At 64.6% G+C, this 14,897-nt stretch carries 15 protein-coding genes; 5 read left to right on the plus strand and 10 right to left on the minus strand.

Going from position 1 to position 14,897, the window contains the following annotated elements:
• The first annotated feature begins 287 nt into the window (after positions 1–287).
• Positions 288–1,193, plus strand: a complete 906-nt coding sequence (locus FJ930_RS15835) for a S1C family serine protease (protein WP_140741352.1) — start codon at positions 288–290, stop codon at positions 1,191–1,193.
• Positions 1,194–1,378: 185 nt separating this feature from the next.
• On the opposite strand, the gene FJ930_RS15840 is transcribed toward FJ930_RS15835, so the two are convergent.
• Positions 1,379–1,723, minus strand: a complete 345-nt coding sequence (locus FJ930_RS15840) for a VOC family protein (RefSeq protein WP_141838878.1) — start codon at positions 1,721–1,723, stop codon at positions 1,379–1,381.
• 185 nt (positions 1,724–1,908) lie between these two features.
• On the opposite strand from FJ930_RS15840, the gene FJ930_RS15845 reads away from it, so the two are divergent.
• On the plus strand, positions 1,909–2,508 hold the full coding sequence (locus FJ930_RS15845) for a YdeI/OmpD-associated family protein (RefSeq protein WP_141838880.1): 600 nt from the start codon (positions 1,909–1,911) through the stop codon (positions 2,506–2,508).
• Between the two features lie 5 nt (positions 2,509–2,513).
• On the opposite strand, the gene FJ930_RS15850 is transcribed toward FJ930_RS15845, so the two are convergent.
• Entirely contained in the window at positions 2,514–3,143 is a 630-nt protein-coding gene (locus FJ930_RS15850; protein WP_141838883.1) for a glutathione S-transferase family protein, read from the minus strand.
• Between the two features lie 340 nt (positions 3,144–3,483).
• On the minus strand, positions 3,484–3,795 hold the full coding sequence (locus FJ930_RS15860; protein WP_181763390.1) for a hypothetical protein: 312 nt from the start codon (positions 3,793–3,795) through the stop codon (positions 3,484–3,486).
• Positions 3,796–4,181: 386 nt separating this feature from the next.
• On the opposite strand from FJ930_RS15860, the gene FJ930_RS15870 reads away from it, so the two are divergent.
• Together FJ930_RS15870 and FJ930_RS15875 are read left to right on the plus strand one after the other, a co-directional pair.
• A complete protein-coding gene (locus tag FJ930_RS15870) occupies positions 4,182–5,804 on the plus strand; it encodes an ABC-F family ATP-binding cassette domain-containing protein (protein WP_141838887.1) in 1,623 nt (540 codons plus the stop codon).
• A gap of 141 nt (positions 5,805–5,945) precedes the next feature.
• Positions 5,946–6,278 carry a hypothetical protein gene (locus FJ930_RS15875; protein ID WP_181763391.1) on the plus strand — a complete coding sequence of 111 codons (333 nt, stop codon included), beginning with the start codon at positions 5,946–5,948 and terminating at the stop codon, positions 6,276–6,278.
• Between the two features lie 71 nt (positions 6,279–6,349).
• Here the strand turns inward: FJ930_RS15875 and FJ930_RS15880 are convergent, their stop codons facing one another.
• The 7 genes from FJ930_RS15880 to FJ930_RS15910 form a co-directional block, all read right to left on the minus strand.
• Positions 6,350–7,003, minus strand: a complete 654-nt coding sequence (locus tag FJ930_RS15880) for a glutathione S-transferase family protein (protein ID WP_141838889.1) — start codon at positions 7,001–7,003, stop codon at positions 6,350–6,352.
• 146 nt (positions 7,004–7,149) lie between these two features.
• A complete protein-coding gene (locus FJ930_RS15885; protein ID WP_141838892.1) occupies positions 7,150–7,869 on the minus strand; it encodes a hypothetical protein in 720 nt (239 codons plus the stop codon).
• Between the two features lie 300 nt (positions 7,870–8,169).
• Entirely contained in the window at positions 8,170–9,351 is a 1,182-nt protein-coding gene (locus FJ930_RS15890; RefSeq protein ID WP_246676928.1) for an ABC transporter ATP-binding protein, read from the minus strand.
• A complete protein-coding gene (locus FJ930_RS15895) occupies positions 9,344–10,486 on the minus strand; it encodes an ABC transporter substrate-binding protein (protein ID WP_141838894.1) in 1,143 nt (380 codons plus the stop codon). Before FJ930_RS15895 ends, FJ930_RS15890 begins: the two co-directional genes overlap by 8 nt.
• Positions 10,483–11,325, minus strand: a complete 843-nt coding sequence (locus FJ930_RS15900) for an ABC transporter permease (RefSeq protein ID WP_141838896.1) — start codon at positions 11,323–11,325, stop codon at positions 10,483–10,485. The genes FJ930_RS15895 and FJ930_RS15900 overlap by 4 nt, the downstream gene beginning before the upstream one ends.
• A complete protein-coding gene (locus FJ930_RS15905) occupies positions 11,322–12,200 on the minus strand; it encodes an ABC transporter permease (RefSeq protein ID WP_141838898.1) in 879 nt (292 codons plus the stop codon). Before FJ930_RS15905 ends, FJ930_RS15900 begins: the two co-directional genes overlap by 4 nt.
• 209 nt (positions 12,201–12,409) lie before the next feature.
• A complete protein-coding gene (locus tag FJ930_RS15910) occupies positions 12,410–13,960 on the minus strand; it encodes a winged helix-turn-helix domain-containing tetratricopeptide repeat protein (protein ID WP_141838900.1) in 1,551 nt (516 codons plus the stop codon).
• 186 nt (positions 13,961–14,146) lie between these two features.
• Between FJ930_RS15910 and FJ930_RS15915 the strand changes: the two genes are divergently transcribed.
• Entirely contained in the window at positions 14,147–14,848 is a 702-nt protein-coding gene (locus FJ930_RS15915) for an alpha/beta hydrolase (protein WP_141838902.1), read from the plus strand.
• Positions 14,849–14,897: the final 49 nt, after the last annotated feature.

Here is a 14,897-nt window from a genome sequence, read left to right on the forward strand (position 1 = left end):
GGCGAGGTGGAAGTTCAACTTGTGTTGAACTATTGTTGATATGGCGCTGGGGCTTCTTCCTTCTCCCCTTGCGGAAGAAGGTGGCCTCGCGAAGCGAGGTCGGATGAGGGGTGCCAAGCTTGGCACCCACCGCATTCCTTCCAACACCCCTCAACCGTCTCGGCGCTGCGCGCCGATCCACCTTCTCCCACAAGGGGAGAAGGCCAGCTCTCACCCCTTGCACCATGCCCCCCGAGGCATACCTATAAGAGAAGCCGCCAAGGCATTTTGCATCGCAGGACAAAAGCATGACCATCAATCCCAATCCGCGCTCCGTCGTCGCCGTGCGGGCCACCGTGCCGGAGGATGCCTTCACGGCCGGCGCGCTGGGCACGCTCAGGGAAGGCAGCGGCGTCGTCATTCGCGACGACGGGCTGGTGCTGACCATCGGCTATCTCATCACCGAGGCCGAGGAGGTCTGGCTGACTTCGCATGACGGCCGCGTCATCCCCGCGCACGCGCTGGCCTACGACCAGGAATCAGGCTTCGGCCTGGTCCAGGCGCTCGCGCCGGCCGGCCTGCCGGCGGTGGCGCTGGGCGATGCCGGCAAGGCCCGGATCGGCGATGCGGTCGTGCTTGCCGACGGCATCGGCCGGGCGGTCGAGGCCAGGATCGTCACCAAGCAGGAATTCGCCGGCTATTGGGAGTATCTGCTCGACGAGGCGATCTTCATCGCGCCCGCGCATCCGTCCTGGGGTGGCGCGCCGCTGTTCGGCGCCGATGGCGCGTTGCTCGGCATCGGTTCGCTGCGCCTCCAGATGAGCCGTGCCGGCGAGGTCGCCGATATAAATATGATCGTGCCGATCGACCTGTTGCCGCCCATCCTCGACGACCTGCTGACGCGCGGCCAGGTGGCCAAGCCGCCGCGTCCATGGCTCGGCGCGCTGTCGGCCGAAAGCGACGGCAAGGTGGTGGTGATGAGCGTGACCGAAGGCGGCCCGGCCGCCAAGGCCGGCCTGCGCGAGGGCGACGTGATTTCCGAAGTGCGCGACGGCGCGGTCGACGGGCTCGCCGATTTTTACCGCAAGCTGTGGGACAGCGGCTCGGCGGGTGCGGAGATCCCGATGCGCGTCGTGCGCGACGGACGCGAGACCTGGCTGCGCGTCAAGTCCGCCGACCGCGGCAGCTTCCTGAAAAAGCCGCAGCTGCAATAGGCCGGGCGGCGGGCAAGACTGACGCCGGCAGCGCCGCCACCGGCATAGTTACCTTGCCATTCGAGGCGGGAGGGATATGCCCAGGCGGGCATTCCAGCGTTTGATAGAATCGTTGACCCGCTCTAACTCGTTCTTTTTACGCAGTCCCGGACGGAAAACCGCTACGCACTTTTCCTGGAATTGCTCTAATCCCGCAGTGCACTCGCAAACACCACCAGGTTCCCGTCGGGATCGCGCATGCGCATGATCCAGAAATCGTCGGCCTCTTCGATCGGGCCGGGTTCGAGGCCCGCCTTCACCAGCCTCTGTCTTTCGGGCGCCAGCGGCAGCACGCCGAGCGTCAGCGTCGAGGTGCCGGCCTTGTCCTTGTCTTCGAAGAGTTGCACCTCGGCGCTTTCGGTGAATTGCCATTCGGCCAGCCCCGGCATCGGCCGGCGCAGCGGCGCCTTGCCGAAGAGCTTTTCATACCAGCCGATGCTGGCCTTCAGGTCGGAGCAACTGACATGGGCAAAAATGGTTTGTATTGCCATGGCGATCTCCCTGGGCGGTGGCACTCTTGCCGCAACGCGACGGCGGTTGGTGCGTTCCGTTGCCTTGCGGCAGCGTGCCCCACTGCTGACGAAAGCTGACAGTAAATCATGCAATAATGCCGGAAATCGTATGATGCCGGAGGCAAGATGACAGTGACGCCAACACCGAACAGGCAGGCCGCCTGATGGCCCCGGTCAAGGTCGATCCCGCCAAGGTCCGGGAATTTCCCGACGCGGCCAGTTTTTACACCTGGCTCAGCGAGCACCACGCCACGGAAACCGAAGTGTGGATCAAGGTGCACAAGGTCGGTTCGGGGCTGAAGTCGATAACGCCCAAGGAGGCCATCGACGTCGTGCTGTGCTTCGGCTGGATCGACGCGGTGCGCAAGGGGCTGGACGAGAACAGCTTCCTGCAGCGCTACACGCCGCGCGGCAGGAAGAGCATCTGGAGCAAGATCAACATCGACAATGTCGCGCGGCTGGTCGAGGAGGGCCGCATGACCGAGCATGGGCTCAAGCAGGTCGAGGCGGCCAAGGCCGACGGGCGCTGGGCGCGCGCCTATGGCAGCGGCAAGGAGATGAAAATCCCCGACGATCTGCAGGCGGCGATCGATGCGGAACCCGAGGCCAAGAAGATGCTGGAAAAGCTCAGCGCGCAGAACCGCTTCGCGCTCGCCTTCCGCACCCACAACATGAAGACAGAGGCCGGCCGCAGGAAGAAGATCGAGACCTTCGTCGCGATGCTGAAGCGCGGCGAGACGATCCATCCACAGGGCAAGAAGTAGAGCTCTCAGGCTCCAGAATGTGGGTCGATGCCATAGGGATGGACCGGGTAGCCTGGACCGATGGCTTCGCGCACGCGGCCGGCCCAGGCGAGCAATGCCGGGTAGTCCGGAAGAGAGAATCCGCAATCCCCGGCGCGGTGGCTGTAGGCATGGACGGCGATGTCGGCGACGGTGAGATCGTTTCCGGTGAGGAAGCGCGTCTCGCCAAGGCCGCGGTTCAGGGCGGCGAGTGTTCGTGCTCCGGCTTCGCGCTTGCCGGCCACCATGGCCTGGTTGCGCTCAAGTCGTCCGGTCAGGGTCCAGAAGCGCAGCGAGCCGATGACGGGCTCGACATTGTATTGTTCGAAGAACAGCCACTGCATGACCTTGGCCCGCCGGTAGCGGTCGGCCGGCAGCAGGGGCGTGCCTTCGGCGAGATAGGTGAGGATCGCATTGGATTCGGCGATGGCGCTGCCGTCTTCGAGCTGAAGCACCGGGACCGCGCCCGCCGGGTTGAGCGCCAGGAACGCGTCGGTATGGCTCTCGCCCTCGAAAATCGAGACGATGCGCGTGTCGTAAGGAATCTTCAGCAGTCCGAGCAGGACGCGGACTTTCCAGCCATTCTGCGATGGCAGATAATCATGAAGCGTGAGCATGGCCGATCCTCGTGATGGATCGATGCTCGCATGGTGCGCTGCGCGCCGACACCCGATTCATGCGTTCGGTCAGTCCACAGGGGCTATGTGCCGCTGCTCGGATATGTCGGCACTTGAACACCCCCCTCTGGCCTGCCGGCCATCTCCCCCGCAAGGGGGGAGATCGGCAGCTTCAACCTTGCCACCCGGCACTGGGGAATTTGGCGATTGGTGAGAGCCGCGGTGACGTCCAATCTCCCCCTTGCGGGGGAGATGTCCGGTAGGACAGAGGGGGGTGTGACGGAACGCAACGTCGCGAAAAAAGCGGGCCATTCACTGTTCCTCGAGGTGATGGTTGCTGTCACTGGTCGAGGTCGACCGGTGTCACGCCCAGAAGCTTCAAGGCGTTGGCGTAGGTCCGGATGCCTTGCGCCTGCTTGCGCTCGGCACAGAACCGGTTCGCTCTGTCCTGGAGTGCCGTTGCCTGGGCGATCTGGCTCGCATTGGCACCGGGTGCGGCTTTGGTCCGGATGGCCCCGTCAAGTTGAAGACCGAGCCGGCTGCAATATTCGCTCCGGGTAACCGCCGCTTCCGCGCTCGACTGTGCGACCGCAAGCATGGCGAGAGAAATGCCGGTTACGGCACCGATCCATCCGGTCGAACGTCGTTGCATTGTCAGGCCATCCCTTTGCGTCGGCGCGGCGGGCCGCTGTCCGGTTGCCGCGGGGCTGCTTATGCCTGCTGATGTTTTCCTTAGTTTTTCTGAGGTGTTGAATCTTGTTTCTGGAGTGTTTCCGGGAGGGATTTCCTTCTCCCCTTGTGGGAGAAGGTGGATCGGCGCGCAGCGCCGAGACGGTTGAGGGGTGTTGGACGGAGTGCCGTCGGTGCCAAGCTGGAGCACCCCTCATCCGACCTCGCTGCGCGAGGCCACCTTCTCCCACAGGGGGAGAAGGAAGAGTGTCGCGCTATCTGCGGCGCTTCTGCCTCTTCCCCCCGCACTGTCATTCGCGTAAGGGCGCGGGCAAATCCTCCAATCCGCTTGAGCTTCCCGGACCTCCCATGATCAGACTTGAAAGCATCGGCAAGCAGAACGGCCGACAGATCGTCTTCATTGAGGCCTCTGCCGCCTTGCAGAAGGGCGAGAAGGTCGGCCTTGTCGGTCCGAACGGCGCCGGCAAGACGACGCTGTTTCGCATGATCACCGGCCAGGAGCAGCCCGACGAGGGCCAGGTGCAGGTCGATCGCGGCGTCACCATCGGCTATTTCAGCCAGGATGTCGGCGACATGGCGGGCCACAGCGCGGTCACCGAGGTGATGAACGGCGCCGGGCCGGTGAGCGAGGTGGCGGCCGAGATGGCGGAACTCGAGGCCGCCATGGCCGATCCCGACCAGGCCGACCGGATGGACGAGATCATCGAGAAATACGGCGAGGCGCAGCACCGCTTCGAGGAGCTCGACGGCTATGCGCTCGACGGCCGGGCACGTGAGGTGCTGGACGGCCTGGGCTTCAGCCAGGAGATGATGGACGGCGATGTCGGCAAGCTCTCCGGCGGCTGGAAGATGCGCGTGGCACTGGCCCGCATCCTGTTGATGCGGCCCGACGTCATGCTGCTCGACGAGCCTTCCAACCATCTGGATCTCGAAAGCCTGATCTGGCTGGAGCAGTTCCTCAAGGGCTATGACGGCGCGCTCTTGATGACCTCGCATGACCGCGAGTTCATGAACCGCATCGTCAACAAGATCGTCGAGATCGATGCCGGTTCGCTCACCGCTTATTCGGGCAACTATGAATTCTACCAGCAGCAGCGGGCGATCGCCGACAAGCAGCAGCAGGCGCAGTTCGAGCGCCAGCAGGCGATGCTGGCCAAGGAGATCGCCTTCATCGAGCGCTTCAAGGCGCGCGCCTCGCACGCCGCGCAGGTGCAGAGCCGGGTGAAGAAGCTCGACAAGATCGACCGCGTCGAGCCGCCCAAGCGCCGCCAGGTGGTGAATTTCGAGTTCCAGCCGGCGCCGCGCTGCGGCGAGGATGTCGTGACCTTGAAGAACGTCCACAAGGCCTATGGCAGCCGCACCATCTATGAAGGGCTCGACTTCCAGGTCCGCCGCCGCGAGCGCTGGTGCATCATGGGCGTCAATGGCGCCGGCAAGTCGACGCTCTTGAAGCTGGTGGCGGGCGCATCCGACCCCGACACCGGCACGGTGGCGCGGGGGCCGAGTGTGAAAATGGGCTATTTCGCCCAGCACGCCATGGAACTGCTCGAAGGCGAGCGCACCGTGTTCCAGACGCTGGAGGACAATTTCCCGCAGGCCGGCCAGGCGCCGCTTCGCGCACTCGCCGGCTGCTTCGGCTTTTCCGGCGACGAGATCGAGAAGAAATGCCGGGTGCTGTCGGGCGGCGAGAAGGCGCGGCTAGTGATGGCGCTGATGCTGTTCGACCCGCCCAACCTGCTGGTGCTCGACGAGCCGACCAACCATCTGGACATCACCACCAAGCAGATGCTGATCGAGGCACTGTCACAGTATGAAGGCACGATGCTGTTCGTCTCGCACGACCGGCACTTTTTGGCCGCGCTCTCCAACCGCGTGCTGGAGCTGACCCCGGAAGGTATCCACACCTATGGCGGCGGCTACACGGAGTATGTGGAGAGGACAGGACAGGAAGCGCCGGGATTGCGGAGCTAGGGACGACCCATCGCGGCCACCCGGCTCGCGATTGTATACGCCGGCCTGGTGCAACCACGTCCCGGGCTGCCTTATCAGAGCGATCTCCTTGTGGGGCAAGAGTTCCATGTACTCTCTGCAAAGGCTGGGAAAGGCTTCGGGATGAGCATTGCGGTGAGACTTGCAATGTCGGTGGCATTGGCCGCGGCAGTGGCTGGGTGTGCGACCTCTCCGGTCGACTACGGAGCGTCGCTTTCGCCGCGGGACCAGAAATGGGCGTCGCCGGAATGCCAGCGGGCCCGGGCGGCGGCGGCTGATTACGAAGTTCGCGAAAAGCAGCACCCGGGTTGGGAATTCGCGGCGCTTGGCCCGTACGGGCTGGGGCTCATAGCAGCCGTCAAGGAGCACGAGCAGAAGCAGCGAAAGCTGTTCGCCCGCAACGTGCATCTGCAATGTTCAAGCCTCCCCCTGCCGAAGGAGTTGCAGGGGATTTGAGCCCCGCCGGCGAAAGTCAGGCGAAATATCCTTAGCCATGCTCGCCCTCGAAGCTGAGGTGCCTCCCGGCTTCATCCACCGTTCGATGCGTTGGTGAAAACCGCCAGCTGGGCGGCGAAGGCGCGCTGGAAGGCAGGCCGCGCTTCGCCGCGCGCGACATAGGCTGCGAGGTTTGGGTATTCCTCCAGCAAGCCCGACCGCTTCAACCGGCGCAGCACCATTATCATCAGAAGGTCGCCGGCGCTGAAGGCACCGTCGAGCCACTCGGCATCGCCGAGCCGGTCGGAGAGTTCGCCGAGGCGACCGCGGATCCGGTTCTCGACCATGGGCAGGCGCTGCTCGTGCCAGCTCTCCTTGCCTTCGACGAGCACGGCGACTTCCCGTTCGACGATCGCCGGCTCCATCGTGCTGACGGCGGCAAACATCCACATGACCGCGCGCGCTCGGGCATTCGAGTCATTGGGCAGCAGGCCCGCATGGCGCTCGGCGATATGGAACACGATCGCGCCGGAGTCGAACAGAACGAGATCGCCTTGCTCATAGGTCGGAATCTGCCCGAAAGGCTGCAGCGCACGGTGCGCGGGCTCCTTCATCGCGCGGAACGACACGAGGCGAACGTCGTAGGGCTGGCCCACTTCCTCCAGCGCCCAGCGAACGCGCATGTCGCGTGCCTGTCCGCTGCCGCGGTCGGGGGATCGTGCAAAGGCGGTGATGGTGGGGGTCATCGGAAAGGCTCCGGATGGGGTGATCGGTCGGGTGTCGGTCGTTGCGCTTGGCACCCATAGGACGAGCGACCGGTGTCGTTCCCGACAAGTTGTTCCGGGTTTGCGCCGTTCGGTCTCGCGGGCCGAACCCGCTGACTCCCCCCAGGTTAGCGGAGCAGTCCTTCCGCCTCGAACGTGTCCCAGCCTTCGAGCTTTGGCGCTGGAGCATCGTCCTTTGCCGAATTTCTGGTCTTGCGAGCCTTGTCCGTCCGCTTGCCTGCACGAGTGAGCGCCGCCTTGCCGGCCCCGCGCCGTCTGTTTTCGGACACTTCCCGCGCATCGTCCTCCCGCCAGGCGGTCGCCAGGTCACGATCGAGAATGTCCTCGATGTGCCGTGGGTCGAAGACATGGAAGGTTACCTTCCTGGATCGCCCGCGCATCTTCACGGTGCGCGTGCCGATGCTCTTCAGGCGGCCATCCCTCAGCCATTTGTGACGCTCGCGCGAAGAGATGGTGAGAATATCCTCCGCCTCTCGCGGAAGCACGGCCAGGGCTTCGATCCCCTCCAGCGTGGTGGAGATGGCCGCCGAAGCGGACTGGAACGCATCCGCGTCGGCTTGCGGCATGCGCAACACGATGCGGCCCGTCTCGGCCCTGGCGAATTTCCTCACCGTCCACGGCAGCCTGGCGCGGATTTCGCGTTCGATGCCCTTGAGGCGCAAGGAGGAGCCAAGCGTCGCCGATGGCGGCAGCGGCCATTCGGCGACCGTTGACGGGGTGGCGGTGCTCATGCCGCGCTTCGCTGGGCGGTCAGGGGCGGCGATCGCCGCAACAATGCCGCTCAGGATATCGCGAAAGGAACCGCGCTGTCTTTTCGCCGGGTTCATGTCTCATCTTCGCTCTTCAGGTGCCTCCGTGGAACGGCGGTTCGCACAGCAGACAACCGAAACCGGGCTCAAACAGTTCCTTTAGCACGGGGAACCGCTGGAAGGCTCGATTTCATCGGCGAAGGTCGCCGTGCCAAGCCAAGGCGTTACGTTGATCCGCAACGGGTAGGACGGACGCGCGAAAGGACAGGCAAAGACGAATTGCCGTCGTTGATTTTTTCAACGGTCGCTCGCGATAGTGCCCGGTCATCATTTGGAACACCGATCTCCAGCCGCTCGCACCTGACAGCCTCGACCGCCCTACGAAATCCGCCGCCCGCTTTCGTCCAGAAGCACGCAGCCTTCGGGGTCGAAGCCGAGGTCGATCACCTCGCCTTCGCGAAGCACGCGGCCACTGATCGATGCGTTGGCGCGGATGTTGGTCCTGCCGCCGATATCGACCTCGTAGATGGCGCTGCCGCCCAGGTAGGAGGCGGAGACGACACGGCCGGACAGCCGGTTGGCGCTCGCCGCCGCGCCGACCGACAGTTTCTGCGGCCGCACCACCACCGTGACATTGCTGGCTTGGGCAAGCGGCCTTGGGCAGGCCACGTTGATCGTCTGGCCGGTGGCAAGCACCATCGTCGCTGTGCCCTGGCCGGACACGCTCACCGTCCCGGCAAGCATGTTGGCCTTGCCGAGGAAATCGGCGACGAAGGCGGTGGCGGGCCGCTCATAGACTTCTTCCGGCGTGCCGATCTGCTCGGCCGAGCCGGCGTTCATCACCACGATGCGATCCGACATCGAAAGCGCTTCTTCCTGGTCGTGGGTGACGAAGATGGCGGTGATGCCGGTTTCCTTCTGGATCTTCTTGATCTCGACGCGCATCTCCTCGCGCATGTTGGCGTCGAGCGCCGACAGCGGCTCGTCGAGCAAAAGCACCTGCGGCTCGAAGACGATGGCGCGGGCGAGCGCGATGCGCTGCTGCTGGCCGCCCGACAGTTGCGACGGCAGTTTCTTCTCGCTGCCCGGCAGCCGCACCATCTCGAGCGCCTTGCCGACCCTGCGCTTGATCTCGGGCTTCGGCACGTTGCGGTACTTCAGGCCGAAGGCGACATTGTCGAACACGGTCTTGTGCGGGAACAGCGCGTAGCTCTGGAAGACCAGGCCGATGTTGCGCCTGTAGATCGGCACGTCGTCGACCCGCTGCCCGCCGATCATGATCTGGCCGCCCGAAATGTCGACCAGGCCGGCGATGGAGCGCAGGATCGTGGTCTTGCCGCAGCCCGATGGCCCGAGCAGGGTGACGAAGCTGCCCTTGCGGATCGACAGCGAGAAGTCGCGCACGGCGACGAACTTGCCATAGGCGATGTCGATGTTGCGGAATTCGACCGCCGGGCTGTTCGCCTCGGCGCCGACCGGGGCGGGTCTCGCCGCGCCGGCTTTGGCCACCCCGGCCGTTTCCGGCCGGGGTGCTTCGGTCAGGTTCTGGCTGTCAGGCACCTTTGGAGATCCTGTTCCACTGCTTGGTCCAGGCGTCCTCGTTGGTCGCCCAGTAGACCGGATCGGCGAAGGTCAGCGTCTTCATCGTCCCCGTCTTGTCGAAGGCCGGCAGCTTCTCGATCTTCTCGGTCAGCTTGACCTTGGTCGGGTCGAGCGACGGCGGATAGCTCTGGCCTTCCGCCACCGCGATCGAGGTCGCCGGGTCGAGCATGAAGTTGATCAGCTCCTCGCACTCGGCCATCGGCGAGCCCTTCAGGATCAGCATGTCCTCCATCCAGGCATAGGAGCCCGCAGGATCGAGATAGCCGATCGGATGGCCCTGGTCCTGCAATGCGGCGACCCGGCCCGACCAGGCGTCGGTCACCACGATCTCGCCTTTGGAAAGCAGGTCCATCAGTTCCGCGCCGGAACTCCAGAACTTCTTGGCAAGGTCGCGCGTCTCGCGCACCTTGGCCCAGATCGCGTCCATGTCCTTGATGTTGTTGGGGTCCTGTCCGGTGGCGAGTGCCGCGTACCAGACCCGCGTCGTCATGTCGTCATAGCCGCCGACCTTGCCGGCGTACTTCTTGTCGAGCAGAAGTGCCGCGCCCTTTTGCTTGGCCTCTTCCGGCGAAATCACCTTGGTGTTGTAGGCGATGCCTGTCGTGCCGTAGTCGTAGGGCACCGCCGACAGCTTCGGCGTCAGCTTGCGGAACGGCTCGATCATCGGCTGCAGCACATTCACCATGTTGGGAATGTTGGCCTCGTTGATCTCCGAGGTCAGGCCGCCGTTGACGTATTTGATGTAGTAGTTGACGCCGGAGGAATGGATGACCTGGTAGTCGCCGGGCTTGGCGGTCTTGATCTTGGTGATGATCTCGTCCTCGTCGCCGAACGTGCCCTGGACCACCTTGATCTTGGTCTTGGCCGTGTAGGGCTGGAAGGCATATTTGTCGATCGCGTCCTGCACCGTGCCGCCCCAGCCGTCGAAGCGGACCTGTTCGACGGCCGCGAGCGCCTGCCGCATCCATGGCATGTCGAGGCCCGCCGCGGCGGCCGCGGCAGCCGTCAGCGTCAGGAAGGTGCGGCGGCTGACACCGCCATTCATGTATCGGTCTTGCAGCCGTTCCAGCCGCTTGCTGTTGGTGAGTTTCATTTCATCTCCTCCTTTGGTTCGCCACGTCTTTTCAATCTTGTCAGGCTCTGCAGGATCAGACCGCCGAGCAGCGGGATGCCGACGGTCACCAGGATCATCACGGTGCCGAGCGCGTTGATCTCCGGGCTGATCGAGATCTTGAGCATCGACAGGATCTGGGTGGGCATGGTCTCGACGCCCGCCGGCCGCCAGAACAGGCTGGCCGACGTGTTGTCGAAGGAGATGGTGAAGGCGAGCAGGGCGCCGCCGACAACGGCCGGGATGAGCAGCGGCAGCGTGATTTCGCGGAAGGACGAAAGCCGTGAGGCGCCGAGCGAGAGTGCGGCCTCCTCATAGACGCGCCTTATGCCGACCATGCGCGCCTGGGTAATCAGCACCACATAGGGCACGGCAAGCAGGATATGGCCGAGCACCAGCAGAAGCATGGTCCTTGGCTGATCGATCGCCTTGATCAGCACCAGCAGGCCGACGCCGAGAATGGTTTCCGGCACCAGCGCCGGCAGGATCACCAGCGTGCTCAGCGCCTGCTTGCCGGGGAATTCGAAGCGCACCAGTGCGAACGCGGTGACGACGCCTATCGCGGTGGTGACGGCGGCGGTGACCAGCGCGATCCACAGCGAGGTGCGGAAGGCGGCCAGCACGGCCTCATTGGTCATCAGCTTGCTGTACCATTGCAGGGAAAACCCGGTCATCGGGAAGCCGCCGAACATCGAGGCGTTGAACGACAGGACCACCGTCGCCACGATCGGCGCGAACATGAAGATGTAGACGCAGACCGTGACGAAGCCGGTCAGCCGCCAGGCCCATCTACCTTCCTGCTTGCGCCGTGTCCCTCTCATCCTGCAAGCCCTTTGACGATCTGCGACATGCCCATGTAGCGCGTGTAGATGGCGGCGAAGAAGCCGAGCACGACGAACAGCACGATCGAAAGCGTGGCGCCCATCGGCCAGTTCAATTCGCCCATGATGGTGTCGTAGATCAGATTGCCGAACAGCGCGTCGCGGCCGGAGCCGAGCAGCTGCGGTGTCACATAGCTGCCGGCGGCCAGCACGAAGCAGAGCAGCAGGCCCGCCGCCAGGCCCGGCAGCGACAGCGGAAGGGTGACCTCGCGGAACGCCTGCGCGCTGGTGCAGCCCATCGAGCGAGCCGCCGAGATCAGCGTGCGGTCTATGCCCTCGAGGCTGACATAGACGTTGAGGATCATGTAGGGCAGCAGGAAGTGCAGCATGCCCAGGATGACCGCGCCCTCATTGTAGAGCATCGGCAGCGGCTCGTTGATGATGCCCAGTTTCGGCAGCGCGACGTTGATGACGCCCTGTTCGCCCAGGATGTTGATCCAGGAAAAAGTGCGGATGGTGAAACTGATCCAGAACGGAACGATGAGCAGAAGCAGAAGCAGCCATTTGTGCTTGAAGGTCGTCGCCCAGATGAAATAGGCGGGAAAATAGCCCAGCACCCCGCAGAGCAGCGCGGTGATCGCGCCGACCCGCAGCGTCTTCAGAAGGAAGCCCGAATAATAGCTGTCGGTGAAGAATTCGTGCCAGTTCGCGGTCGTCAACGCGCTGGTTTCCACGCCGGCGGTGACGAAGGTGAAGAAGGTGTAGGCCGCCATCACGGCGATCGGCAGCACCAGGAAGAAGATCAGCAGCAGGAGCACCGGCGCGACCAGCATCCACGCCAGCCGCGGATCATACAATGTCCATCGTCGTTCCATGAGCACCCGGACGTCCGCGCTTTCTTTGAAGCGCCTGTTTTGTTCCCGGGCCAAGATTGGGTGATTGGCGGCCCGATGTCTACAGTCGGCGATTGAGCCAGTGGATATCCGGGTGTCGGCCCGATGGACCAGAACAATTATCGGCGAACGCAATACGACGGCTGGGGATGGCCGTCCGATCAGATGCGTTTGCCGGCGGCAGCCGTCTTCTAAGCCGGCAGGCCGGCCATGCGCAGGGCGTCGGTGACGTCGTCGATTATGCCAGGCGCAAGCCCGACGGCGGCGGCCCAGCGGCCGATGGTGAAATGCGGGTCGAGCGCCAGGAGCCGCGCGGCCGACGCCCTTGCCTCCTCGATCCGCCCGAGCCTCGCCAGCGGCGCCGCCAGCCAGCCGTGCAGGATGCTGAAACCGGGGTTCAGCTCCACCGCCCGCCGGCCGGCCGCGACGGCCTGTTCGTGCCGGCCGGACAGAAAGTTGCCGAAGCCGACAATGCCTTGCGGCACGCAGCTCATGGCGTCGAGCGGGGAGAGCCGCATCGCCTGCTCGCACCAATCGATGGCGCGCGCCGCGTCGCCGCCATAGGCCACCGGGACGCAGCCAAAAGTATAAACGAAAGCGCAGGAGGCGCTGAGCGACAGGGCCTGCGCGAACGCCTCGTCGGCCAGCCTGCGGTCGTGCTCGACCAGGCCGATGGTGAAGCCGGCCAGGGCCAGTGCCATGGCGTCGCCCGAGCCGTGCTCGATCGCGGCGTGGGCGTGGCGAGACGCCTTCTCGCGGTGCTGTGCCAGCATGCCGCCGCGGATGAAAAGGGTTTGGTGCGCCCAGGCGGCAAAGCCATGGGCAAGCGCGTAATTGGGCTCGATGGCCAGCGCCTGGTCGAGCAGCGGCAGGCCCTTGGCGGCGCCCTGCGGCATGAAGGTGTAGACATCGGGCAGGGCGCGCAGCAAGAGATCGTAGGCGTCGAGACTGTCGGGGCGCCGGCGCTTGACGCGCTCGATCTCGGCCCGGCGCAGATTGGGTTCTATGGCGGCGACCACGCTGACGGTGATCTCGTCCTGCAGCGCGAACACGTCGGTCAACTCGCGGTCGTAGCGTTCGGCCCACAGATGGCTGCCATCCTCGGCGTCGATCAATTGGCCGGTGATGCGCACGCGGCTGCCGACCTTGCGCACCGAGCCTTCCAGCACATAGCGCACGCCGAGCTCGCGCCCGACCTGCTTCACGTCGACGGCGCGGCCTTTGTAGGTGAAGCTCGAATTCCGCGCGATGACGAACAGCCAGCGGATGCGCGACAGGCCGGTGACGATGTCCTCGACCATGCCATCGGCAAAATAGTCCTGATCCGCGTCGCCGCTCATGTTCACGAAAGGCAGAACGGCGATGGAGGGGCGGGCGGGAATGCCGAGGCCAGGCTTCGGTGTTCCCACCGGCGCCGCCGCCTCGGCGCCGGCTTCCTCACGCACGGTGCCGACGAAACGAAAGCCCCGGCGCAGGATGGTGCGGACGAGGCGCTGCTGCTCGCCATTGTCCTGAAGGGCGCCGCGGGCGGCATTGACGCGGCTGGCAAGCGTGGCGTCCGAGACGATGCGCCCCTGCCAGACCGCATCGACCAGATCGTCCTTGCTGACCACCCGCTCGCGGTTGCGGATCAGATATTGCAAGAGGTCGAACACCTGCGGCTCGACCGGAACCAGCTCGTTGCCCCTACGCAGTTCGCGCCGGTCGCCGTCCAGAGCGAAATCCTCGAAAAGATACGGCAAATTGCTGGCTCCAGATGGGGCGGAAACGCTGACCTGGACACTGTAGACGTGTCGTGGCCGCAAAATCAAAGCCATCTCAAGACAAAATCAAGAGGTCCTGAAGGTCACCTCAAAGCGAGCGCGGCGGCCCCGGCGCATAGTCCTCCTGCAACCAACGCAAACAACGATTTGAAAAGGAGAACTCAAATGTCCAACACCGCAGCAAATTCCGTCGTCCTCGTCCATGGCGGCTTCGTCGATGGCTCCGGCTGGGAAGGGGTCTATCATCAGCTCAAGAAAGACGGTTACGACGTCACCATCGTCCAGAACCCGACCACCTCGCTCGCCGACGACGTCGCTTTCACCAAACGCGCCATCGCCGCCGCCCCAAGCAATGTCATCCTGGTCGGCCACTCCTATGGCGGCGTCGTGGTGTCGGAAGCCGGCACCGATCCCAAGGTTTCAGCCGTCGTCTACATCGCGGCCTTCGCGGCGGATGCCGGCGAATCGGTCGCGACCCTGATCGCCAACCCACCTCCCGGCGCCGCCGTGCCGCCGATCCTGCCGCCCATCAACGGCTTCCTGATGCTCGACAAGGCCCAGTTCGCCGCCTCGTTCGCCGCCGACGTGCGTCCCTCGCTCGCCTCCTTCATGGCGGACTCGCAAGTGCCGTGGGCCGTGGCCGCACTCGAAGGTAAGGTCACCACGCCGGCCTGGAGGGTGAAGCCGAGCTGGTATCTCGTCGCCACCGACGACCATATGATCCCGCCGCCAGCACAGCGCCAGATGGCAAATCGGGCTGGCGCGACAACGGTGGAAGTGCCCGGCAGCCACGCGGTCTACGTCTCCGATCCCGCATCTGTCGCCAAGCTCATCGAGCAGGCCGCCGCCGGCGTCGGCAAGAACTGAACCGGCATGATCGAGATGAAAAGCCCGGGCGCTTGGCGGCGCCCGGGCT

This window comes from Mesorhizobium sp. B2-4-15, assembly GCF_006658505.1.
Taxonomy (GTDB): Bacteria; Pseudomonadota; Alphaproteobacteria; order Rhizobiales; family Rhizobiaceae; genus Mesorhizobium.

Bases quoted from the DNA above. Each gene is read 5' to 3' on its own strand.
- FJ930_RS15835 (WP_140741352.1), top strand. From the start codon at position 288: ATGACCATCAATCCCAATCCGCGCTCCGTCGTCGCCGTGCGGGCCACC.
- FJ930_RS15840 (WP_141838878.1), bottom strand. From the start codon at position 1,723: ATGGCAATACAAACCATTTTTGCCCATGTCAGTTGCTCCGACCTGAAG.
- FJ930_RS15845 (WP_141838880.1), top strand. From the start codon at position 1,909: ATGGCCCCGGTCAAGGTCGATCCCGCCAAGGTCCGGGAATTTCCCGAC.
- FJ930_RS15850 (WP_141838883.1), bottom strand. From the start codon at position 3,143: ATGCTCACGCTTCATGATTATCTGCCATCGCAGAATGGCTGGAAAGTC.
- FJ930_RS15860 (WP_181763390.1), bottom strand. From the start codon at position 3,795: ATGCAACGACGTTCGACCGGATGGATCGGTGCCGTAACCGGCATTTCT.
- FJ930_RS15870 (WP_141838887.1), top strand. From the start codon at position 4,182: ATGATCAGACTTGAAAGCATCGGCAAGCAGAACGGCCGACAGATCGTC.
- FJ930_RS15875 (WP_181763391.1), top strand. From the start codon at position 5,946: ATGAGCATTGCGGTGAGACTTGCAATGTCGGTGGCATTGGCCGCGGCA.
- FJ930_RS15880 (WP_141838889.1), bottom strand. From the start codon at position 7,003: ATGACCCCCACCATCACCGCCTTTGCACGATCCCCCGACCGCGGCAGC.
- FJ930_RS15885 (WP_141838892.1), bottom strand. From the start codon at position 7,869: ATGAACCCGGCGAAAAGACAGCGCGGTTCCTTTCGCGATATCCTGAGC.
- FJ930_RS15895 (WP_141838894.1), bottom strand. From the start codon at position 10,486: ATGAAACTCACCAACAGCAAGCGGCTGGAACGGCTGCAAGACCGATAC.
- FJ930_RS15900 (WP_141838896.1), bottom strand. From the start codon at position 11,325: ATGAGAGGGACACGGCGCAAGCAGGAAGGTAGATGGGCCTGGCGGCTG.
- FJ930_RS15905 (WP_141838898.1), bottom strand. From the start codon at position 12,200: ATGGAACGACGATGGACATTGTATGATCCGCGGCTGGCGTGGATGCTG.
- FJ930_RS15915 (WP_141838902.1), top strand. From the start codon at position 14,147: ATGTCCAACACCGCAGCAAATTCCGTCGTCCTCGTCCATGGCGGCTTC.